The 21,647-nt window shown below is 64.9% G+C and carries 19 protein-coding genes and 2 pseudogenes; 8 read left to right on the top strand and 13 right to left on the bottom strand.

The genetic code is table 11. The features are described from left to right. Nucleotides 1-5 precede the first annotated feature (5 nt). The 6 genes from M2361_RS08415 to M2361_RS08440 all read right to left on the bottom strand — a co-directional run bounded on the left by M2361_RS08415 (nucleotide 6) and on the right by M2361_RS08440 (nucleotide 6,561). Nucleotides 6-1,355, bottom strand: coding sequence for an amidase (locus tag M2361_RS08415; protein WP_259247872.1), 1,350 nt, complete (start codon nucleotides 1,353-1,355; stop codon nucleotides 6-8). A gap of 104 nt (nucleotides 1,356-1,459) precedes the next feature. Next, the gene (locus tag M2361_RS08420; RefSeq protein WP_259247873.1) at nucleotides 1,460-2,143 is read right to left on the bottom strand and encodes a DUF2848 domain-containing protein; all 684 of its coding nucleotides are present in this window, start codon (nucleotides 2,141-2,143) and stop codon (nucleotides 1,460-1,462) included. 72 nt (nucleotides 2,144-2,215) lie between these two features. Continuing rightward, on the bottom strand, nucleotides 2,216-3,499 hold the full coding sequence (locus tag M2361_RS08425; protein WP_259247874.1) for a TRAP transporter large permease: 1,284 nt from the start codon (nucleotides 3,497-3,499) through the stop codon (nucleotides 2,216-2,218). Further along, nucleotides 3,496-4,116 (bottom strand): TRAP transporter small permease subunit, encoded by a 621-nt coding sequence (locus M2361_RS08430; RefSeq protein WP_259247875.1) that lies wholly within the window; start codon nucleotides 4,114-4,116, stop codon nucleotides 3,496-3,498. The genes M2361_RS08425 and M2361_RS08430 overlap by 4 nt, the downstream gene beginning before the upstream one ends. 82 nt (nucleotides 4,117-4,198) lie before the next feature. Beyond that, nucleotides 4,199-5,245: a TRAP transporter substrate-binding protein gene (locus M2361_RS08435; protein ID WP_259247876.1), complete on the bottom strand. Its 1,047-nt coding sequence runs from the start codon at nucleotides 5,243-5,245 to the stop codon at nucleotides 4,199-4,201. A 410-nt stretch (nucleotides 5,246-5,655) separates the two neighbouring features. After that, nucleotides 5,656-6,561: a LysR family transcriptional regulator gene (locus M2361_RS08440; RefSeq protein ID WP_259247877.1), complete on the bottom strand. Its 906-nt coding sequence runs from the start codon at nucleotides 6,559-6,561 to the stop codon at nucleotides 5,656-5,658. A 67-nt stretch (nucleotides 6,562-6,628) separates the two neighbouring features. On the opposite strand from M2361_RS08440, the gene M2361_RS08445 reads away from it, so the two are divergent. Then, nucleotides 6,629-7,588 (top strand): DMT family transporter, encoded by a 960-nt coding sequence (locus M2361_RS08445; RefSeq protein WP_259247878.1) that lies wholly within the window; start codon nucleotides 6,629-6,631, stop codon nucleotides 7,586-7,588. A gap of 176 nt (nucleotides 7,589-7,764) precedes the next feature. Then, nucleotides 7,765-8,955 carry an enoyl-ACP reductase FabV gene (gene fabV / locus M2361_RS08450; protein WP_259247879.1) on the top strand — a complete coding sequence of 397 codons (1,191 nt, stop codon included), beginning with the start codon at nucleotides 7,765-7,767 and terminating at the stop codon, nucleotides 8,953-8,955. Between the two features lie 71 nt (nucleotides 8,956-9,026). On the opposite strand, the gene M2361_RS08455 is transcribed toward fabV, so the two are convergent. Further along, on the bottom strand, nucleotides 9,027-9,332 hold the full coding sequence (locus M2361_RS08455; RefSeq protein WP_259247880.1) for a hypothetical protein: 306 nt from the start codon (nucleotides 9,330-9,332) through the stop codon (nucleotides 9,027-9,029). A 195-nt stretch (nucleotides 9,333-9,527) separates the two neighbouring features. Beyond that, nucleotides 9,528-9,929 (bottom strand): annotated as a pseudogene (locus M2361_RS08460) (HAD family hydrolase); the annotation flags it as partial. On the opposite strand from M2361_RS08460, the pseudogene M2361_RS08465 reads away from it, so the two are divergent. Next, nucleotides 9,922-10,524, top strand: a pseudogene (locus M2361_RS08465) (extracellular solute-binding protein); the annotation flags it as partial. The pseudogenes M2361_RS08460 and M2361_RS08465 sit on opposite strands and share 8 nt — an antisense overlap. 18 nt (nucleotides 10,525-10,542) lie before the next feature. Here M2361_RS08465 and M2361_RS08470 read toward each other — a convergent pair. Beyond that, nucleotides 10,543-11,220, bottom strand: coding sequence for an ABC transporter ATP-binding protein (locus M2361_RS08470; RefSeq protein ID WP_259247882.1), 678 nt, complete (start codon nucleotides 11,218-11,220; stop codon nucleotides 10,543-10,545). On the opposite strand from M2361_RS08470, the gene M2361_RS08475 reads away from it, so the two are divergent. Further along, nucleotides 11,219-11,869 (top strand): arylesterase, encoded by a 651-nt coding sequence (locus M2361_RS08475; protein ID WP_259247883.1) that lies wholly within the window; start codon nucleotides 11,219-11,221, stop codon nucleotides 11,867-11,869. The genes M2361_RS08470 and M2361_RS08475 overlap by 2 nt on opposite strands. 18 nt (nucleotides 11,870-11,887) lie before the next feature. On the opposite strand, the gene M2361_RS08480 is transcribed toward M2361_RS08475, so the two are convergent. Beyond that, nucleotides 11,888-13,852, bottom strand: a complete 1,965-nt coding sequence (locus M2361_RS08480) for a SurA N-terminal domain-containing protein (protein WP_259247884.1) — start codon at nucleotides 13,850-13,852, stop codon at nucleotides 11,888-11,890. Nucleotides 13,853-14,193: 341 nt separating this feature from the next. Between M2361_RS08480 and ugpQ the strand changes: the two genes are divergently transcribed. Together ugpQ and M2361_RS08490 are read left to right on the top strand one after the other, a co-directional pair. After that, complete coding sequence (gene ugpQ, locus M2361_RS08485; RefSeq protein WP_259247885.1) at nucleotides 14,194-14,943, top strand: glycerophosphodiester phosphodiesterase; 750 nt, start codon at nucleotides 14,194-14,196, stop codon at nucleotides 14,941-14,943. Between the two features lie 13 nt (nucleotides 14,944-14,956). Continuing rightward, nucleotides 14,957-15,847 carry a 23S rRNA (adenine(2030)-N(6))-methyltransferase RlmJ gene (locus M2361_RS08490; RefSeq protein WP_100855921.1) on the top strand — a complete coding sequence of 297 codons (891 nt, stop codon included), beginning with the start codon at nucleotides 14,957-14,959 and terminating at the stop codon, nucleotides 15,845-15,847. 137 nt (nucleotides 15,848-15,984) lie between these two features. Here M2361_RS08490 and M2361_RS08495 read toward each other — a convergent pair whose 3' ends face one another. The 3 genes from M2361_RS08495 to M2361_RS08505 form a co-directional block, all read right to left on the bottom strand. Next, entirely contained in the window at nucleotides 15,985-17,421 is a 1,437-nt protein-coding gene (locus M2361_RS08495) for a dihydrolipoyl dehydrogenase (RefSeq protein ID WP_259247888.1), read from the bottom strand. A gap of 232 nt (nucleotides 17,422-17,653) precedes the next feature. After that, entirely contained in the window at nucleotides 17,654-18,382 is a 729-nt protein-coding gene (locus M2361_RS08500) for a glutathione peroxidase (protein WP_259247890.1), read from the bottom strand. A gap of 175 nt (nucleotides 18,383-18,557) precedes the next feature. Beyond that, on the bottom strand, nucleotides 18,558-18,758 hold the full coding sequence (locus M2361_RS08505) for a heavy-metal-associated domain-containing protein (RefSeq protein WP_050446927.1): 201 nt from the start codon (nucleotides 18,756-18,758) through the stop codon (nucleotides 18,558-18,560). A 165-nt stretch (nucleotides 18,759-18,923) separates the two neighbouring features. Between M2361_RS08505 and M2361_RS08510 the strand changes: the two genes are divergently transcribed. Together M2361_RS08510 and cueR are read left to right on the top strand one after the other, a co-directional pair. Then, the gene (locus tag M2361_RS08510) at nucleotides 18,924-21,203 is read left to right on the top strand and encodes a heavy metal translocating P-type ATPase (protein ID WP_259247894.1); all 2,280 of its coding nucleotides are present in this window, start codon (nucleotides 18,924-18,926) and stop codon (nucleotides 21,201-21,203) included. A 16-nt stretch (nucleotides 21,204-21,219) separates the two neighbouring features. Then, nucleotides 21,220-21,612 (top strand): Cu(I)-responsive transcriptional regulator, encoded by a 393-nt coding sequence (gene cueR / locus M2361_RS08515; RefSeq protein ID WP_100855927.1) that lies wholly within the window; start codon nucleotides 21,220-21,222, stop codon nucleotides 21,610-21,612. Nucleotides 21,613-21,647: the final 35 nt, after the last annotated feature.

Consider the following 21,647-nt stretch of genomic DNA (forward strand, 5'->3'; position numbering starts at 1 on the left):
GGCGATCAACGCCCGGCCAGCAGCGCTTCAACCGCCAGGCCCACGGCCAGGATGCGGCGGTCGGCGCCATTGCTGCCGGAGATCATCAAGCCCACGGGCGCCGTGCCCGGCGCATGGCACGGCAGAGACAGCGCGCAACCGTCCAGGAAGTTGATCAACGTGGGGTTGCGCAAGATCAGGCCGTTGGCCGCGTAATAGGCTTCGTCGGACGCCACCAGGTCCGCCACCGCCGGCGCCACGATGGGCGTGGTGGGCATGATGAGCGCGTCGTAGCCGGCAATGCGGTGGTCCACCGCGGCCACCCAGGCTTCGCGCGCATCCAGCAAGTCCAGGTAGTCGGCGGCGCTCATGTCCTGGCCGCGCATGATGCGCGACACCACGCGGGGGTCGTAGCGCTTGCCGGCGCGCGCGATCAGGTCGCGGTGCCAGGCCCAGGCTTCGGCCGCCGTGAAGCCGCCCTTGCTGTTGATGTTGCCCAGTTCAGCGAATTCGGGAATGGCGATTTCCTCGACCAGCGCACCCGCGTCCCTCAGCTTGGCCACGGCAGCGGCAAAGCTGTCGGCCACGTGCTTTTCCATGGCGTCCAGCGCCAGCGTGGTCGGCACCGCCAGGCGCAAGCCGCGCAGGGCCATTGCCTCGGGCACCGGGCCGCCGTCGCCCGACAGGATGGCGTCCAGCTCGGCGCAGCAGCGCACGCTGCCCGCGATGGGGCCGATGGAATCCAGGTTCGCCGACAGCGGCAGCACGCCCGTCATGGACACGCGCCACGCGCTGGGCTTGAAGCCCGTCAGACCGCACAGCGCGGCCGGAATGCGCACCGAACCACCCGTGTCCGAACCAATGCCGGCCACGGCCATGCCATCGACAACCGACACCGCCGCGCCCGAGGACGAACCGCCCGGAATGCGGCCGGTGCCACGGTCATACGGGTTCAGCGGAGTGCCGTAGTGCGGGTTGATGCCCAGGCCCGAATAGGCGAATTCGGTCATGTTGGTGCGGCCGATGATGACGGCACCGGCGGCGATCAAACGCTGCACGACTTCGGCGTTGGCGTCGGCTGCCGGCTCGCCTTCGCGCGCGACGGAACCGGCCATGGTGGTTTCGCCCTCGATGTCGAACAGGTCCTTGATGCTGATCGGCAGGCCTTCCACCGCCGAGCGCACGATGCCGGCCGCGCGCAGCGTGTCGGAAGCGCGCGCCTGGGCCAGCGCCGATTCGGCATACAGCTTGGTGAACACGCGCGCGCCCTCGCCCGCCGCATCCTGGGCGCGTGCCAGCGCCAGTTCGGTCAGGGCGACTGACGTGGTACGGCCTTCACTCAGGGCCAAGGTCAGTTCATTCAAGGTCGAAACCATCTTTGTCCTCGTGCCGACTTGCGGCGTAAAAGTGCGGACAGGCGCAACCTTGAGAAAAGGCGCGCCTGGTGTTCAATGCCATCCCATCACATCAGGAACCGGAATCAGGCCACCACAGGCAGCGATTCAACATGATAGCGGTGGCTGATCGTGCGCTGGCGGCGCGGGTCGAACAGTTCCATGGTGAAGTCGGCTGCGGCGCGGATGCCGCCAATGGCGCCCACCGTGCCGCAGGTCATGCCCGCGCCTTGCGGCAACACGGCAGCGCCGCCGGTGTAGCCGGCGATCAGGTCTTGCGGCGTGCGCAGCGTGGACAGCGGGCCTTCCTGGTACAGCACTTTTTCGCCGTTTTCGACGATATACGAGCGGATGACCAGTTCGTCCCAGTAGTCCGCCACGTCGGCCAGGCGCCAGGCGACGGTTGCCACGGGCTTGACGCAGACCTGCTTGGACATGGCGACGCTGACGGTCTCCAGCTTGCGGTCGGTATGGTCGGAAGCGATGCTGACGTACATCTCGCCATCCACGGCGAACACGAAGGTTTCCACTTCGCCCGAGGAATCTTCGCCCACGGCCTGCACTTGCGTGGCCTGGGTCAGTTGGTTGTCGGCAATGCGGTAGTACAGCGGCACGCTGGTCGGGCGCGGCACGCCGATGGCGGCCAGCTCTTCGATGTGGTGCTCAATGGCGGCCATGTCGCGTCCGGCCCAGCCGGCCACGATCAGGGTGTTGAAGTCCACTTCCACCTGGCGGGGATTGGCGTCGTCGATGTTGAATATGGCTTTCATATCAGTCCTGCGGAAATAACGGGTGGAAAACGGTGCGGCCACCCACGGGCCGCACCCGGTTCAAACAAGCAATCAACCAAACGCGCGCGGCAGCCACAGCGCGATGTCGGGCCAGAACGCCAGCAATGCCAGCATCACGAACATGGCGGCGACAAACGGCAGGCTGCCGACGATGACGGCGCTCATGGAACCGCTCTTGCGCAGGCTTTGCACCACGAACAGGTTCAGGCCCACGGGCGGCGTGATCAGCGCGGCTTCGACCAGGATGATGATGACGATGCCCAGCCAGATCGGGTCGTAACCCAGCGCAATCATGATGGGCGCCACGATGGGGATGGTCGTGATCATCATGGACAGCGTTTCCATGAAGCAGCCCAGCACCAGGTAGAAGATCACCACGATCAACAGCATCCAGCCGGGCGACAGGCCCAGGCCGGTGATCGACTTGGTCAAGGCATCGGTCAGGCCGGTGGCCGACATGACGAAATTCAGGAAGCTGGCCGCGATGACGATCAGCATGATCATCGCCGTGGACCGCATCGTGCCCTCCATCACTTCGCGCAGCATCGTCCAGCTCAGGCGGCGGAACCAGGCGGCCAGGATGAACGCGCCCAGCACGCCCAGCGCGGCGGCTTCCGTCGGCGTGGCGAGACCTGCGTAGATGGAACCGACCACCAGGAAGAAGATGCCCATGGGCGGCGCCAGGTGCACCAGGCTGGCCAGGCGTTGGCCCCAGGTTGCGTGGATCTTCTTGCCGCCCCAGGACGGCTTGGCAACGCAAGCAACGACCACCGTCAGCATGAACAGCGCGGCCATCGCAAAGCCCGGAATGATGCCGGCCAGGTACAGCTTGGGCACCGACGAATTCGTCAGCACGCCATATATGACCAGGTTGATCGACGGCGGAATCAAGATGCCCAGCGTTCCGCCCGCGGCCAAACTGCCCAGGAACAGCGGCTCGTTGTAGCCGTACTTGCGGATCTGCGGAATGGCGACGGTGCCCACCGTGGCCGCGGTCGCCACGCTGGAACCGGACGTGGCCGAAAACAAGGTGGATGCGCCGATGTTGGCGTGCATCAAGCCGCCCGGCAACCACGACAGCCACAAGCTCATCGCGCCGTACATGCGTTCGGCGAAACCCGCGCGCAGCAGCACTTCGCCCAGCATGATGAACAGCGGAATCGCCACCAGCAGGAACTCGTTGTTCGAGCTCCAGGAAATTTCACCGATAGCGCGCGACAGCGGCAGCATCGAGAACAGCGGGTCCAGGATCAGGCCCAGCACGCCAAGCGCCGCGCCCACCGGAATGGACAGGCCGATCAGCACCAGCAACAACGTCAATGCGGTGGAAATCATGCCGCTTCTCCCTTCACCATGCGCTCGCCCGCGGCGGCTTCTTCTTCGGCTTCTTCCTGCGCCGAACGAACGCCGCAGATCTGCTTGACCAGTTCGATATCGCCCGTGACCAGCGCGGCGGAGGCGCGCGTCAGCATCAGCGCGACGGTGATGCACATCCAGGCCAGGCCCAGCAGCCACAAGCCCTGCGGGATCCACAAGGGCGTGGCCAGCGGCGTGTTGGCCGCGGACTTCTGCACCCACGAGGTTTGCACCACGTCGTAGGCGTAGTACGTCAGGAACACCATGAAGACGGCCATCGCCACCATGGAAATCCAATCCAGCACGGCCGACAGGCGCACCGGCAAATATTGGTAGAGCACGTCAACGCGCACGTTGGCGCGCTGCAAGGTGGCGAAGGCCAAGGCCCAGGACGTGCTGATGGCGAAGGCGTAGCTGGAGAGCTCGTCGGCGCCACCGGTGGTAAAGCCCAGGAATTTGCGGGCCAGCACGTCGAAGGAGATCAGCAGCACGCTGGCCACCGTCAACGCGCCGCCGGCCCAGACGGCGATGCGCGACAAGGTCTCGGCGCGCCGCAACAGGCCGCCCAGCAGGCGGAAGTTTTCGGTTTGGGTCATGAATAGCACCTCTGCGGGCATACGCCCGGTATGACTAGCGGGAAAACGCGCCGCCGCGCGATGCGGCGGCGCTGTCCAGCGCTTACTTGCTGGCGGTCAGGCCCAGCGTCTTGCCGATGGTGGCGTTGAAGTCCTTCACGCACTGTGCCGAGCAACGGGCGGCCCACTTGGGCAGCACGGCTTCCTGCGCAACCTTCTTCAGCAGCGCGCGGTCAGCGTCGGACGGCTGAACCAGAACCATCTTGCCCTTGACCGGGAACGGGCAAGCAGCGGCGCCCGTGTTGCAGTCATAGCCTTCCTGCGTCTGGCGCGCGGCGGCTTCCCAGATGTTGTCGACCAGCGTCTTCACGTTGGTTTGCAGGAACGTGCGAACGGCGGGGTCCAGCTTGTCCCAGGCCTTCTGGTTGACGGCATGGATCTGCTGGTTCCAGTTGATCGGCAGCGCGACCAGGTGCGTGGACACTTCGTACCACTTGGCCGAATAGCCCGACAGCGAACCGGTGATGGCGCAATCGACCACCTTGTTCTGCAGGGCCGGAACCACTTCACCGAACGCCATCGTCACGCTGGAACCGCCCAGCGCTTCAACGAATTCGGCCGTGGTGCGGCTGCTGGTGCGGACCTTCTTGCCCTTGATGTCGGCCAGGCTCTTGATCTCGGCGTTGCAGAACAGCACTTGCGCGGGATAGGTGGAAATGCCCAGCAGCTTGACGTTGTTGCCTTCGCCATAGAGCTTGGCGTAGACGGGTTCGAAGGCCTCGGTCACGGCGCGGGCGGTCTTGACGTCGGGCGCCAGGCCGGCCAGGTCGATGGCTTCGTTGATGGGGTTGTCGCTGGCGAAGTACGACAGCGTGGCGGTGCCGAACTCAATCACGCCTTGCGACATCAAGCGCAGCAACTCGGGACCCTTCAGGCCCATTTCGTTGAAGCCCTTGATCTCCGCCGTGACCTGGCCCTTGGACAGCTCGGGAATGGTCTTCGTCCAGAACGGCTTTTCGTAGTCGTTATAGGCGGTCAGGTTGGACAGGCCCCCCACGACCTTCAACTGGGTTTTGGGCAGGTCCTGCGCGTGAACGGCGCCGGCAAGCATGCTAGCGGCGACGGCGGCGAAAACAAGAGACTTCTTCATGGACAAAACTCCTGGCTGGCGGGATGGTCTGCGCACGCGGGATCCCGTTACCCCGATCACGTGCGGTTTGGGTTCAGGTGGTCAGGCGCGATGAACGCGCGCTGCGCGTGGCCGAGGACGGCGCCAGGGTCTGCAATTGGATCGAGTGACTATTCATGCTTTTCCCCCGCACTGTGTATCCAGGCGTTGCATTCTTGATGTCTCGCCATTGCATCCGCCAGCGCAGGAAGCGTCCAATCGTAAGTTGCGATGTGGGGGTATAAATATTTCTTGGGTCTCGCCCGGCGGCGCGGACGGAATTCACGCAAATGACGGCCTGGCGCGGTGTTGCCGGCGGTTTCACGTTCGCCCGCGCATGACTGACGATACCCCCGGCGGACCCGGGTCGGCCCCTGACCAGGGGAAAACACCTAGGCAGGAATTCCGTTTCCGGCCTGCGCCGCGACCTTTTGCGCCATCTGCGCAATCACCCTGACGGCGTGGCTGTCCGGCCCCTGCACCCAGCTTGCGGTGAAGCTCAATTCGGGCAAGGGGTCGGCCTGCACGCGCAAGATGCGCAGTTCGCCGCGTGCCAGTTCCTTGCCCAGGAACACCGGCGCGATCACGCTGGTGCCGATGCCGTCCTGCGTCATCCGCACCACCATGGACATGGACGCGCTGCCATACATGCGCGGCGAGGCCACGCCGGCGCGCGTCAGCATGTCGCGCACCACGCGGTACGGCGAACTATTGGACGGGTACGTGATGATGGGCAGCTTGCCGATGCGCTCAAGCGTCAGCGGTTCCGGGCCCAGGTCCAGCGTGGGGCTGGCCACCCAGGCCAGCGGATAGCTGCACAGCGCCAGGTTTTCAACGCGCGCCTCAAGCACGGGCCCCATCAGGAAGGCCAGATCGATCTGGCGCGACATCAGGTGCGGACGCAGCACATGGGTGGTGTCCACCTCAATCTCCAGCACCAACGCCGGGTAGGTCGTATGAATCAGTTCGATCAGCGTGGGCAGCCAGGTCTGCACAATGGTTTCGGCCACGCCGATGCGCACGGTACCGGTCATGACGTTTTGTTCGCGCGCGGCCTCGAACATGTCGCGCCGCACTTGCAGCATGCGCTCGGCATGCGACAGCAGTTCGTGCCCCTTGGCGGTGAGCTTGACGCCGCGCGCGTCGCGCTCGAAGAGCCGCACGCCCAGGTCCGCCTCAAGCGAGGCGATGCGCTGCGACACGGCGGGCTGCGTGGTGTTGAGCTTGTCTGACGCAGCGCGGAAGCTGCCCAGCGTGGCGACCCAAAAAAAAGTTTCGACGTTACGTAGTTCGATCATTGGCCTGTTCCCCCGGCGCGATGAGCGTATCATGGCAGCCGCCCATTTCCCCATCAGGAGCCCGTCCATGTCCCCGGCCGATCCAGGTCGCCCACAAGCCCCCGCGCCCGCTTCGCGCGGCCCGCTCGTCGGCATCTTGCTGCTGGTGCTTTCGATGTGGACGCTTTCCTGTCTGGACGCCAGCGGCAAATGGGTCATGAATGCGGGGGTGCCGCTGCTGGTGCTGTCGTGGTTCCGTTATGTCGTGCACCTGATCCTGGTGCTGGCGCTGGTGTTGCCGACGCGCGGGCTTCGGGTGCTGCGCAGCAACAAGCCGCGCGAACAACTGATCCGCGGCGGCTCCATGTTCCTGGCCACGCTGATGTTCTTCACGACGCTCAGCTACATCCCCCAGGCCGAGGCCACGGCCATCAACTTCCTGGCGCCCTTGCTGGTGCTGTCGGTGGCGCCCTGGGTCCTGAAAGAGCCCGCCCGCATGTCGCGCTTCGTGGCGGCGGGCATTGCGTTTATCGGCGTCATCATCGTGATCCGACCCGGCGGCGGCTTGCACCCGGTCGGCACCATTTTCGGTCTGCTGACAGCCTGTTGCTTTGCCGCGCAGTTCATCGCCACGCGGCGGGTCGCGGGCGATGATCCCTTTACCTCGCTGATCTGGAGCGGCGCGGTGGGTACCATTTGCCTGACCGTGACCCTGCCCTTCGTGCTGCCGGCGGCACTGCCGGTCTTGCAGGGGCTTTCCGGCTTCGATTGGTTCTTGCTGATCTCGACCGGCCTGACTGGCGGGGTGGGCCATCTGTTCCAGATCGCCGCTTACCGCCGAGCCCCGGCGTCCACGCTGGCGCCTTTCATTTATTTGCAGATCATCAGCGCCACGTCCGTGGGCTGGCTGGTCTATGGCCATTTCCCGGACCCACTGACCTGGCTGGGCATCGCCATCATCTGCGCCAGCGGCATCGGCATCGGGTTGATCGAATGGCGCCGCAGTGTTGCCACCAGCGCGGCAGCCGCCGGGGCCACTGTTCGCTAGGCTTGGGGCTAGACCCACAGCCGGACCCACGGCCAAACCCAAGGTCAGGCCCACGGCGCAACGCATGACGGGGCCGAGGGCGGCGCGCGTGCGACCGCTCCCGTACAATGCTCGTCGCTTTTTGCGCTTTCGCGCTTAGGCTCCCAGCATCCGGCATTTCCCCGAGCGAGGTCTTCATGGTCATCAAGCCCCGTGTGCGCGGCTTTATCTGCGTCACCACCCATCCCGTTGGCTGCGAAGCCAACGTCAACAAGCAGATCGACTACGTTCGGGCACAAGGCCCCATCGCCGGGGGCCCGAAGCGCGTGTTGGTGCTGGGCGCGTCAACCGGCTACGGCCTGGCCGCCCGCATCAGCGCGGCCTTCGGCTGTGGCGCGGAAACCTTGGGCGTGTTTTTCGAACGCCCCGCCGACGCCGCCAAGGCCGGCACGCCGGGCTGGTACAACACCGCCGCCTTCCACAAGGCGGCCCAAGCCCAGGGCCTGACCGCCACCAGCATCAACGGCGACGCCTTCTCGGACGAGATCAAGCAAAAGACCATTGCCGCCATCAAGGCGGGCATGGGCCAGGTGGACCAGGTCATCTACAGCCTGGCCGCCCCGCGCCGCACCCACCCCAAGACGGGCCAGGTGTTCAACTCCACGCTCAAGCCCATCGGCAACGCGGTCAACCTGCGCGGGCTGGACACCGACCGTGAAGTGGTCAAGGAGTCCGTGCTGGAGCCGGCCACGCAAGCCGAGATCGACGCCACCGTGGCCGTCATGGGCGGTGAAGACTGGCAGATGTGGATCGACGCGTTGCTGGATGCCGGCGTGCTGGCTGAAGGCGCCACGACGACGGCCTTCACCTACCTGGGCGAAAAGATCACGCACGACATCTACTGGAACGGGTCGATCGGCGCGGCCAAGAAGGACCTGGACGAGAAGGTGCTGGACATTCGCGCCAAGCTGGCCGCGCGCGGCGGTGACGCCCGCGTGTCAGTGCTGAAAGCGGTCGTCACCCAAGCCAGTTCGGCCATTCCGATGATGCCGCTGTACCTGTCGCTGCTGTTCAAGATCATGAAGGCGGAAGGCTCGCACGAAGGCTGCATCGAACAGGTGTACGGCCTGTACAAGGACAGCCTGTGCAGCGGCACGCCCATCCTGGATGAGCAAGGCCGCCTGCGCGCCGACTACAAGGAACTGGACCCGAAGGTGCAGGCGCAGGTGCAGGCGCTATGGACCCAGGTCACCAGCGACAACATCTACCAACTGACCGACTTCGCGGGCTACAAGCAGGAATTCCTGCGCTTGTTCGGGTTCGAGATCGATGGAGTGAATTACGACGCCGATGTGGATCCGGCCGTGGAAATTCGCGGCCTCGTTTGATCGCGGGTTGATCGCGGGTTGATCACATTCTGTGGCCTGCGCGCCGGGCTTGCCCGGCCGCGCACAGCCCGTCACAGATAATCCAGCGTCACCAAACGATGCGGTACGGCCACGCCGCCAGGTCCGCCGGGCAAGGGCCGAAGCGCCTTCGTACTGACCTTCACGACACTTTCACTTGTCACCGGCTGCCTGCCCGGGGCAGGCATGCAACTGACCCGATGCGCGCCCTGCCCGGCTGCGGGCACGCGGCTCGCCTGACATCGGGTGGGTTCCACAATCGAGCCGGAAAACCGGATGATGCCGCCCGCGGCACTGACCGTCATCGGGGTCAGCAAGGCAGCTAGAGACAGGACAAGCGCTGAACGACAAACAGTCATGGCGGCTCCAGAGCGAGGCAACGTCTGGCGCGCACGCTTGCCCGCCAAACTGCATTCCCTCGACATCGCCGTGGCATCAGGCCGGCGTCAAAGCGCTGCTAGGCAGGCGCCGTGGCGAATTCCATGTCTCGGTTGCTAATCAGACTACTCTGAAGCATTTATCGTATCAATCTGCATTAAGTCTAAAAACGCCGCTTACTTCGGGTTTTTCGTCAAGATCAATTCCAAAAGCCTATCCAGCCCCCCTTCATCGATCACCACATTGACGGTTTGTCGTACGACGGACTTGGCTCGATAGCCGACCGACAAGCCAGCGGCGCGCATCATCGGCAAGTCGTTCGCGCCGTCGCCCACGGCAATCGCCCGATCCAGCCCCACCCCGCGCTGCGCGCACACCTCGGCCAATTTGCGTCGCTTTTCCTCGCCGTCGCAAATGTCACCCCAAGGCTGCGGCACAAGCTTGCCGGTGAGGCGCCCATCAAGCACCTCCAGCACATTGGCGCGCACGTCGTCCAGCCCCAAACGCTGACGCAGGCGGTCCGTGAAGCAGGTAAAGCCGCCCGTCACCAACAGGCAGGTCAGACCCGCCCGCCAGCAATTGCAGCCGTACCGCCCCGCCGACCTGGACAAGATTCCCGCCGAGTTCCGTGGCCCCGATGACCTGTGGGTGGGCACGAACGTGCACGTGATGGTGATGATGGTCAACGAACGCCAGTTGAAGGGCCTGCCCGCGCCAGCCACCTGGTCGGACCTGATGCAGCCCCAATGGAAGAACAAGTTCGCCATTACCGACCCGTCCAAGAGCGGCACCGCGTACATGCTGGTGTACGGGCTGTACAAGCAGTTCGGCCAGCCCGGCCTGGACAAGATCGCGGCCAACGCCGTGGTCACCGCGTCGTCCGGCACCACCTACAAGGGCGTGGCCGCGGGCGAGTACGCGGTGGGCATGACGCTGGAATACGCCGCGCAGGAATACGTGGCGGGCGGGCAAAAGGAGATCAAGCTCGTCTATCCGAGCGAAGGCAGCTACTTGGCGCCGGAAGGCATGTTCATCATCAAGGGCGCCAAGAACCTGGACGCGGCGAAAGCCCTTTACGACGGGCTCTTAAGCAAGGAATCGCAGGAAGCGGCCGCCACCGACTATGAAACGGTGGTCGCGGCGTGGAACCAGGCGGTGGCCAAGGCGAAGTAAAACACGGGCCGGGGCGTATCAGTCGCCCTGTACCATCCGGCCCGCGGCCAGCACCAACTGACGGCCGCAGCGGGCGGCCAACTGCGGGTCGTGCGTTACCAGCACCAGCGTGGTGCCGTGCTCGCGGTGCAGGTCGAACATCAGGTCGATGACGGTGACGCCCGTGGCGGCGTCCAGGCTGCCGGTGGGCTCATCGGCGAACAACAGGTCGGGCTGCACCACGAAAGCGCGCGCCAGCGACACCCGCTGCTGCTCGCCGCCCGACAAGGTGCGGGGGTAATGATGCAAACGCGCACCCAGTCCCACGCGCTCAAGCATGGCCTGCGCGGCCTCGCGCGCGGACTGCCCGGCCAGTTCCAGCGGCAGCATCACGTTTTCCAGCGCCGTCAGGTTGGGCAGCAACTGGAACGACTGGAACACGAAGCCCACATGATTGGCGCGCAAGCGCGCGCGGCCGTCTTCATCCAGGGCGAACAGGTCGTGCCCGGCCAGATGCACGCTGCCCACGCTGGGAACATCCAGCCCGGCCAATAGTCCCAACAACGTGGACTTGCCCGAACCGGAGCTTCCGGTGATGGCGACGGCGCTGCCGGCCTGCACCGTAAAATCAATTCCTTCCAGGATAGACAGCGTCCCGCCGGCATCGGCTACCCGCTTGCCCAGCCCTTTCACCTCGATCGAATTCTTGCTATCCATGCGCCTATTTTCCCTTCTGCATCTAACGTCCGCCTTGGCGATTGCCGTCATGGCCCTTCCCGCCCACGCTCAGACCGCCCCGGCGGCCGAGGGTTCCGCATCGCGCACCTTGCTGGTGGTGGGCGACAGCCTGTCCGCCGAATACGGCATCAAGCGCGGCACGGGTTGGGTGCCCTTGCTGTCCGCTCGGGTTTCCGAACAATACCCCAAGTACCAGGTCGTCAATGCCAGCATCAGCGGCGACACCACCAGCGGCGGCATGGCGCGCCTGCCGGCGCTGCTGCGCCAGCACGCCCCCGCCGTGGTCGTGCTGGAACTGGGCGCCAATGATGCGTTGCGCGGCTTGCCATTGTCGATGACCGAGCAAAACCTGCGCGCCATGACGCAGGCCGCCAAGCAGGCCAAGGCGCAAGTGCTGATCGTGGGCATGCAGATTCCGCCCAACTACGGCCGCGATTACGCCCAGCGCTTCGCCCAACTGTTTTCCACGGTGGCCAAAGACGAAAAAGCCCGGCTCGTGCCCTTCCTGATGGAAGGTATTGCAACGAACCGGGCAATGTTCCAGGCTGACGGCATCCATCCTAACGAGGATGCCCAGCCCCAACTGCTGGACAACGTATGGCCGACGTTGCGGCCATTGCTGAACTAGGGCGGATCTACGGGCGGATCAGCCCTCTGCCTGCGGCTGATCGCCGCGAATGACCTCAGCGGCGCTGGGCAGTACTTGCACCTTGTACTGTTCACGCAGCATCTTCAGCATTGCTTCGATTTCGGCCTGACCCAGGCCGCCCGACAACTGCTGCGCCAGGCGGGCCTTGGCAGCCTCGTCAACCGTACCGGCTTCAACCTTTTCCAGGCGAACCAGCGTGTAGTCGTCGCCCGACTGAACACCGGCATAGCCCGGCAACGGCGTCGACGGCAGGCGCATCGCGGCGTCCACGACGGGTTGCGGCAGGTCCTTGGGATCCTGGCGCGAGATGACCACGGCAGGCGCGAAGCCTTCCGGCGCGGAGGACGGGTTGGCCTTGTCGGCAGCCAGCGCCGCTTCGCCGGCCTTCTTGGCGGCTTCGGCGGAACGCTCTTGGATCAAGCGCGAACGAATCGAATCGCTGACCTTGTCCAGGGGCGGCACGTGGGCCGGTTCCAGATTGGCGACGCGCACGGCCAGCATGACGGCGGGCGACAGTTCGATGACGCCGGAGTTCTGCTTTTCGCGCAGCACGTCGGGCGAGAACAGAATCTGGCGCACGCGCGGGTTGTCCAGCAGTTCGGCGTCGGGGCTATCAGCGGCGGAACCCGGGCCTGCCTTGTCGGCGGGCAAAAGGCCTTCGCGGGTCACGCCCGAGGCGGTACGCAGCTTCAGGCCCACGGCATCCGCGGCGGGTTGCAGGCTGTCGCGCTGGTCGTAGACCTGCTTGTTCAACTGGCTGGCCATTTCCGAGAAATGCACGGCGGCAAGCTGCTTGCGCACTTCGCCGGTTATCTGGTCCTTGACCTCGGCCAGCGGCTTGATGGCAGCGGGCTGGATCTCGGTGACCTTGATGATGTGCAGGCCCGACGGGCTTTCCACAACACCCGACACCTGGTCCTTGGCTTGGCTGAAGATGGCCTTTTCCAGCGGGCCGGTCAACATGCCCGGCGCCAGCCAGCCCAGATCACCGCCCTTGGCGGCCGAACCCGCGTCTTGCGAATTCTTGGTGGCCAGTTCGGCAAACTTGGCCGGATCGGCAGCCGCCTGCTTGGCCAGATCCTCGGCCTTGGCGCGCGCGGCCTTGCGGGCCTCTTCCGACGCGCCCGAGGGCAATTCAATCATGATGTGGCTGGCACGGCGGCGCTCGGGTTGACCAAAGCGGTTCTTGTTCTGCTCGTAGTAGGACGCCAGGTCTTCGTCCTTGACCTGGATGCCCTGCGTGGCGGCAGCTTCGTCCAGCACCAGGTATTGCACCTGAACCTGTTCGGGAATCTGCAGTTGCTGCTTGTTGGCGTCGTACCAGGCCTGGATGTCGGCGGGCGTCACGGTCACTTGCGAGCGATAGTCTTCAGCAGCGAAGCGGCGCAGTTGCACGGTGCGCTGCTGCGTCAATGCCGTTTCCAGCGAGGCCACGACCTCGGCGGGCACGCCGGCGGACCCACCCACGGGATCCAGCACGCGGCCAACGGCCAGGTCACGGCGCAGGCCGGCTTCAAACGACGTCGGCGACATGCCTTGCGCCACCAGCACCTGGCGATAGCGTTCGGGCGAGAAGCGGCCGTTGTCCTGGAACTGGGGAATGGCGGCGATGGTGTTGCGCAGCGTTTCGTCGGACACCGTGAAGCGGTTGTCGACGGCAACGTTGGCCAGCAGCCGTTGGTTGATCAGCTGGTTCAGCAGGTTTTCGCGCAAGGCGGGCGTGTCAACGACGGCGGGGTCGAAGCGGGCGCCCTGGCGTTGCTGTATCTGCGCCAGTTGGTCGCGATGCGCCTGATCAAACTCGGCGCGCGAAATCGGCTGGCCGGCGACCGTCGCCAACTCAGGCTCCTGGCGCATGAAGCTGTCATAGCCTTGAATTCCGACGAGGAAGAAGGACGGCACAATCAGAAGCAGCAGGATGAGCTGCATCCAGCGCCGATGGCTGCGAATTAATTCGAACATGGAATCCCTGTTGCCGCGCTCCGGGGGTGTCCACCCGAAGCCGCACGAAAACGCAAAAAAAAGGGCGAACTGGATTCGCCCCATTCCCATACCGGTCAATACCGGATCAGCGGGCGGATTTTAGCATTTCTCACTCGCATGGGGCCTTTAGATTCTCTTCAGATTATTCCGGACGGGCAGACGCGCTTGCCCTCCCCCGGGCCGATCCGCCGTCCACCGCGCCGTCCACCGCGCCGTCAGCCTGCCGATTGCCACGCCGTGGGGCCTGGCGCCCCAGGAATCGCCTGCCAAGAAGGAGTATCCTTGCAACCCTGTCCCCAAGAACCCCAAGCAACACCAAAATGACCGCAGAATTGCCCTCCTGGCCCTATTCCCGCTACATCGCGCACCGTGGCGGCGGCCGTCTGGCGCCGGAAAACACCTTGGCCGCCATGCGCGTGGGCGCCGCGCACGGGTTCACGATGTTCGAATACGACGTGAAGCTCAGCCACGACAACGTGCTGGTGCTGATGCACGACGACAACGTCGACCGCACCTCCAACGGCACGGGCCCGGCGGCCGCCAAGCCCTACGCGGAACTGGCGCAACTGGACTTCGGGGCCTGGCACTCGGCCGCTTATGCCGGTGAACCGCTGCCCACCCTGGCCGCCGTGGCCCGCTACACGGTTGCCAACCACATCGCCAGCAACGTCGAGATCAAGCCCTGCCCCGGCCGCGAAGCCGAAACCGGCGCCGCCGTGGCGCTGGCCTGCAAGCAACTGTGGCAAGACGCCGGCACGCCCCCGCTGCTGTCGTCATTTGCCGAAGACGCCCTGCAAGCGGCGTTGGAAGCCGCCCCCGAATTGCCGCGCGCCCTGCTGGTGGAAAAGGTGCCCGCCGACTGGCGCGAACGCCTTGCCAAGTACAAGTGCGTGGCGCTAAACATCAACCAACAAGACGCAACCCGCGAACTGATCGACGCCGTGCATGCCGCCGGCTATCGGATCGCGGCCTGGACCGTCAATGACCCCGAACGCGCCCGCTTGCTGCTGGACTGGGGCATCGACGGCATTTTCACCGACGAGCTGGCCGCGATCCGGCCCGCCGCCTGAGGCAGAACGCCCCGTGTTCAGTTACCGCCACGCCTTCCACGCCGGCAATCACGCCGACGTGCTCAAGCACGCCATCCTGGTCCACACCCTGGACTACTTCAACAAAAAAGACGCGCCCTATTGGGTCGTGGACACCCACGCCGGCGCCGGCCTCTACAACCTGGAGAGCGACTGGGCCAACAAGACGTCCGAATTCGAGGGCGGCATCGGCCGCCTGTGGGATGCCAAGGATCTGCCCCCGCTGTTGGCCGACTACGTTGCACGCATCCGCGACTACAACACCAATGGCCGCCTGAAGCGCTATCCCGGTTCGCCGTGGCTTGCGCTTGACGTGATGCGCCCGTCCGACCGCCTGCGCCTGTTCGAAATGCACCCGACCGAGATCGACACCTTGGTCGTCAACCTGGAACACCAGGGCCGCACTGCGCAGCGCCAGACCACCATCTACGGCGATGACGGCTTCGAGGGCGTGAAGGCCCTGCTTCCGCCGCCCACGCGCCGGGGCATGGTGCTGATCGACCCGTCGTACGAAGACAAGCACGACTACCGCCGCACGCTGATTACCGTCAAGGAATGCGTGAAGCGCTTCGCCACCGGCACCATCGCCATCTGGTACCCGCTGGTGCAGCGCCGCGAGGCCAGCGAAATGGCGCGCCATTTTGAAAACTTGAAGGTCAAGAGCTGGCTGCACGCCACGCTGACCGTCAAGAAGGCCACCATCGACGGCTACGGCCTGCACGGCAGCGGCATGTTCCTGATCAACCCGCCGTGGACCCTGCACGAAGGCTTGAAGCAGGCCATGCCCTACCTCGCCCGCGAACTTGGCGAGGACGAACGCGCCGGCTTCACCCTGCAATACCGCGAAAACCCATTCCCGGTGCCGAAGAAGCAGTCGGACGACTAAGGGCGCCACGCATCAAAGACAATGGCCCGATCCTGATGGATCGGGCCATTTTTTATCGGGGCGGCGCAACCGCCTCTGCGGTCGAAACTACGGAAGCCCCCCTGGGTGCGGGGGGCCAGCGCCCCCCCTTGCCCGGGTTAAACCGTCTCTTGTTCCGACGTCTCGTTGCGCAGCGATTCGCGGGCGGCGGCGAGTTTCGCGGCCGCGTCGCGCAGCGCCGTGCGCAGCCCCTCTTCGATGACGGGGTGGTAGAACGGCATTTCCAGCATGCGCGCCACGGTCAGCTCCTGCTGTACGGCCCAGGCCAGCAAATGGCCGATGTGCTCGGCGCTAGGGCCGACCATTTCGGCGCCAAGGAAGCGGCCCGAGGCAATGTCGGCGTACACGTGCAGCATGCCCTTGTTCTTCAGCATGACCCGCGAACGGCCCTGGTCGCTGAAGTCCACTTCGCCCACCACAAACGTGCCGGGGATCAGGCGGCCGTAGCCCTGGCCCGCCAAGGCAATCTGCGGGTCGGAGAACACCACGGCCAGCGGCGCGCGGCGCAGGCCCTTGCGAAGTTCCGGAAAGCGCGCGGCGTTTTCGCCGGCGATGCGGCCTTCGTCCGCGGCCTCGTGCAGCAAGGGTGCGTCGGCGTTGGCGTCTCCGGCGATGAAGATGGCGGAATCGCCGGCTTGCATCGTTTCGCGATCGAACACCGGCACGCCGTGCACGTTCAGTTCCAGCGACGTGTTTTCCAGGCCCAGGCCGTCCACGTTGGCGCGGCGGCCGGTCGCGACCAGCGCGTAGTCGAAGCGTTCGATGCGCTCGCTGTTGTCCAGCGTGATATAGCGCACTTCCACCTCGTCACCCACCCGCGTGGTTTCCAGCACGCGAGCGTCCGGATCCAGATAGAACTCGCGCTGGAAGATCTTGCGGGCGCTATGCCGCACTTGCGGGTCGCTGATGCCGCCCAGGCTACCGCTGACGCCGAAGACGCGCACCTCGACGCCCAATCGCGCCAGCGCCTGGCCCAGTTCCAACCCGATCACCCCAGGTCCGAACACCGCCACGCGGCGGGGCAGATCGTCCCAGGCGAAAACGTCGTCGTTCACCACCAGGCGATCGCCCAGCGCACGAAACGGCGGCGGCACCGAGGGCCGTGAACCGGTTGCGATGACCACGCGCGAGGCATGCACTTCCGTGTGCTCGTCCACTCGCAACACTGTGTCGGAGATAAAGCGCGCATAGCCGCGCAGCTTGTCTTCAGCGGGAATGTTCTCGACGCCTTCAAGCACGAAGCCCACGAAGCGGTCGCGTTCGCGCTTGACGCGGTCCATCACCTCGACGCCATCCACCGTGATCTCGCCGCCGACGTGTACGCCAAAGGCTTCGGTATGCGCCGCGTTATGGGCGGCTTCGGCGGCGGCGATCAGCAGCTTGGACGGCATGCAGCCGACACGGGCGCAAGTGGTGCCATAGGGGCCGCCTTCAATAATCAGCGCGCGCTTGCCCGCGGCTTTCGCGGCGCGATAAGCGGCCAGACCGGCCGTGCCGGCGCCGATGACAGCGATATCGGTATGCAGAGTTTTCATGACTGTGGGTTCCCCTGTTGCGGGTAGCAAGAAGAATTCAAAGGCGAGTTCCGCCTTGTTGCGCATCCTCGGGACGAACACCGTCCGGCGACACCGGTAAAGGGCCGCATAAGGCATGCATTAAGGGTGCGTAAAAAGGGAAGCTCGTGCCGGAAAAAACCAGGCGGTCAACTTGCAACCGCCTGACTTCACCGGCCGGGCGCGGGGCTTGCCCCTGCCCGGCCGCCAGCCTTTAGGCGAAATGCGCCTTCAGGTCTTCCAGGCCGCCGATCAGCGCGCCATTGATGAACACCTGGGGAGCGGTGCCCTTGCCGGACACCGCGCCGATCACACGGCCACGGACCTTGTTTTCCAGCGGGATTTCGATCGGGGCATAGCCCTTTTCGTCCAGCAGCGCCTTGGCTTCCACGCAGAACGGGCAGCCCGGCTTGGAGAACACGACCACCTGGTCAGGCTTCTTGGCCGTCGGCGCGATGTGCGCCAGCATCGTGTCGGCGTCCGACACTTCAAACGGGTCGCCTTCCTTTTCCGGTTCGATGAACATCTTCTGCACGACGCCGTCCTTCACCAGCATCGCATAGCGCCAGCTACGCTTGCCGAAGCCCAGGTCGCTCTTGTCGACGAGCATGCCCATGCCTTCCGTGAAGGCGCCGTTACCGTCGGGCAGCAAGGTGATGTTGGCCGATTCCTGGTCCTTGGCCCATTCGTTCATGACGAAGGTGTCGTTGACCGACACGCAGACGATGCTGTCGACGCCGGCGGCAAAGAACGCGGGGGCCAGTTCGTTGTAGCGCGGCAGGTGGGTGGACGAGCAGGTCGGCGTGAAAGCGCCGGGAAGCGAGAAGACGACAACCGTCTTGTTCTTGAACAGATCGTCGGTTGTGACCTTCTTCCACGTGTTGTCCTCACGGACGGGGAACGTTACGCTCGGAACACGTTGGCCTTCGCGGTTTTGCAGCATTCAAATCTCTCCTTGGGTAGCGGGGTTTGTTTAACCACCATGGAAAGAATCATAAACGCTGGCTATCGATAAAACAAATTTAATAAACTAAATTGATTAATAGCTTTTAACAATGAAGATATGAATTTCGGAAAGCGGCATCTATCATAGCCGCCTTCCGATCTTCGGACGTAACTTACACCCGGGCCGGCTCGTAACCCGCTTCGCGGATGGCGGCTTCGACCTTATCGGCCTGATCCGTGCCCGTCACCGTGACGCGGTGCGACGCCACGTCGGCAGCGACCGTGGCGCCGGGAACGGCCTGGTTTACCGCGCTGGTAATGCTCTTGACGCAGTGGCCGCAGGTCATGTCGGGGACTTGGAATTCGATGCTCATGGTTGTTTTCCTCAAGATCAGCGTTGGCGGATGCAGAATTTGACCCGCCATGACACGCAGCTTAAACATTCCCATCATGTCAAGGTCAAGCGTAAAATTGCGCCTTGACCTTCCCACGATGGGAAGGATGAAACTGCAAGCTCACCCCCAAACACGAGAATCGCCATGAGCGTTGCCAGCCCCTCAACCACCCAATTGGAACTCGCCATTGAAGGCATGACGTGCGCGTCGTGCGTGAAGCGCGTGGAAAAGGCCCTGACCCATGTTCCCGGCGTGGCCCAGGCCCAGGTCAACCTGGCCACCGAGCGCGCGCTGGTGTCCTACGACCCGGATTCCGCCCAACCCCAGGCCTTGGTGGATGCCGTGGTCAAGATGGGCTACGAGGCCCGCCCCATCGCCGCGCAAGACGACCACGCTGAACGCCAGTCGCAAGCGCGCGACGCCGAAGCGCAGCGCCTGCAACGGGCGTTCACCGTGGCGCTGGTGCTGACCTTGCCCGTGTTTGTGCTGGAAATGGGATCGCACTTGATTCCGGCCCTGCACCATTGGGTGTTGGGTACCATCGGCCAGCAAAACAGTTGGCTGCTTCAATTCGTGCTGACCACCGCCGTCCTGGTCTGGCCCGGCCGCCAATTCTTCACCAAGGGGCTGACCGCGCTATGGCGGCGCGCGCCCGAGATGAATTCGCTGGTGGCCTTGGGCGCGGGCGCCGCCTGGGGGTATTCGGTGGTGGCCACCTTTGCGCCCACCTGGCTGCCCGAGGCCGCGCGCAACGTCTACTTTGAAGCCGCCGCCGTCATCGTTACCTTGATCTTGCTGGGGCGCACATTGGAAGCACGCGCCAAGGGCAAGACCGGCGCGGCCATCAAGCGCCTGATCGGCTTGCAGCCGCGCACGGCGCGCGTCATGCGCGACGGTCAGGCCGTGGATGTCGAGATCGAAAAGGTCAACACGGGCGACATCGTGCTGGTGCGCCCCGGCGAGAAAATCCCGCTGGACGGCGACGTCATCGAAGGCAGTTCGTATGTCGACGAGTCCATGCTTACGGGCGAACCCGTGCCGGTTGAAAAGCAGCCCGGCATGCAAGCCACTGGCGGCACCCTGAACACCTCGGGCAGCTTCACGCTGCGCGTCACCCATACCGGCGCCGACACGATGCTGGCCCGCATCATCCGCATGGTGGAATCGGCCCAAGGCGCGCGCCTGCCCATCCAGGCGCTGGTGGACCAGGTCACCGCCTGGTTCGTGCCCGCCGTGATGGCGGCCGCCCTGCTGACTTTTATGGTCTGGTTCTTCTTCGGCCCCTCGCCCGCCCTGTCGCACGCGCTGGTTAACGCGGTGGCTGTGCTGATCATCGCCTGCCCTTGCGCCATGGGGCTGGCCACGCCCACGTCCATCATGGTGGGCACGGGCCGCGCGGCTGAAATGGGCGTGCTGTTCCGTCAGGGCGACGCCTTGCAAACCCTGCGCGACGTCAATGTGGTGGCGTTTGACAAGACCGGCACGCTGACACTCGGCAAGCCCACGCTGACCGAACTGGAACCCGCCGCCGGCCATGACGGCCCGCAGGTGCTGCAATGGGTCGCTTCGGTACAAGCGCGGTCCGAGCATCCCATTGCGCTGGCCATCGTGGCTGCCGCCGAGGAACGCAAGCTCGCGCTGTTGCCGGCCGAGGGCTTTGCCGCCATCACGGGCGCGGGTGTCGAAGCCCGCGTGGCGGGCCGCAGCGTGTTGGCGGGAGCCGCGCGGCTGATGGCCGAACGGGGCGTCGACGTCAGTGCATTCGGCGCGCGTGCCACGGACTGGGGCAATGAAGGTAAGACGCCCATCTACGTGGCGATCGACGGCCAGGCCGCCGCCATGATGGCGGTGACGGACCCGATCAAGCCGTCCGCCGTTTCCGCGATCGCCGCGCTGCATGCGCAGGGCCTGAAGACGGCCATGATCACCGGCGACAACCGTTACACGGCGGCGGCCGTCGCGCGCCAATTGGGTATCGACGAAGTGCGCGCGGAAGTGTTGCCGGACGGCAAGGTGCAAGCCATCAGCACGCTGCGCGAAGGCGGCCGCAAGGTGGCGTTTGTGGGCGATGGCATCAACGACGCGCCCGCGCTTGCCGCCGCCGACACCGGCATCGCGATCGGTACCGGCACGGACGTTGCGATTGAAGCGGCCTCGGTGGTGTTGATGGCCGACGACCTGCACGGCGTGCCCAACGCCATCGCGCTCAGCCGCGCAACGCTGGCAAACATCCGCCAGAACCTGTTCTGGGCGTTTGCCTACAACGCCGCGCTGATACCGCTGGCGGCCGGCGCCTTGTATCCCGCGTTTGGTCTGTCGCTATCGCCCATTTTCGCGGCGGGCGCGATGGCCCTGTCCAGCGTCTTCGTGCTGGGCAATGCGCTGCGTTTGAAGGCGTTCCGGCCGCATGCCGGCCACGCCTGATTCCAGGAGCCTCAACATGAATATCGGCGAAGCAGCAAAAAGCTCCGGCATTTCGGCCAAGATGATCCGCTACTACGAAAGTATCGGCCTGATCGGCCCCGCGACGCGCACGGACTCGGGCTATCGCGTCTACACCGACCAGGACCTGCACACGCTGCGCTTCGTGCGGCGCGCGCGGGATCTGGGGTTTTCGGTGGAGCAGATGAACGAATTGCTGGCCTTGTGGAAGGACCGCAGCCGCGCCAGCGCCGACGTCAAGCGCATTGCGCTGGAGCATGTAGAGGAACTGGAGCGCAAGGCGGAAGCCCTGCGCGACATGGCCGCGACGCTCAAGCATCTGGCGCAGCACTGCCATGGCGATGACCGGCCCAACTGCCCGATTTTGGAAAACCTGGGCCGGTCGCACTGAGGCCTGGGCAAGGGCCCGCGCAGCGGTCTGGGCGA

It is taken from the genome of Achromobacter sp. JUb104 (assembly GCF_024806975.1).
Taxonomy (GTDB): domain Bacteria; phylum Pseudomonadota; class Gammaproteobacteria; order Burkholderiales; family Burkholderiaceae_B; genus Achromobacter; species Achromobacter spanius.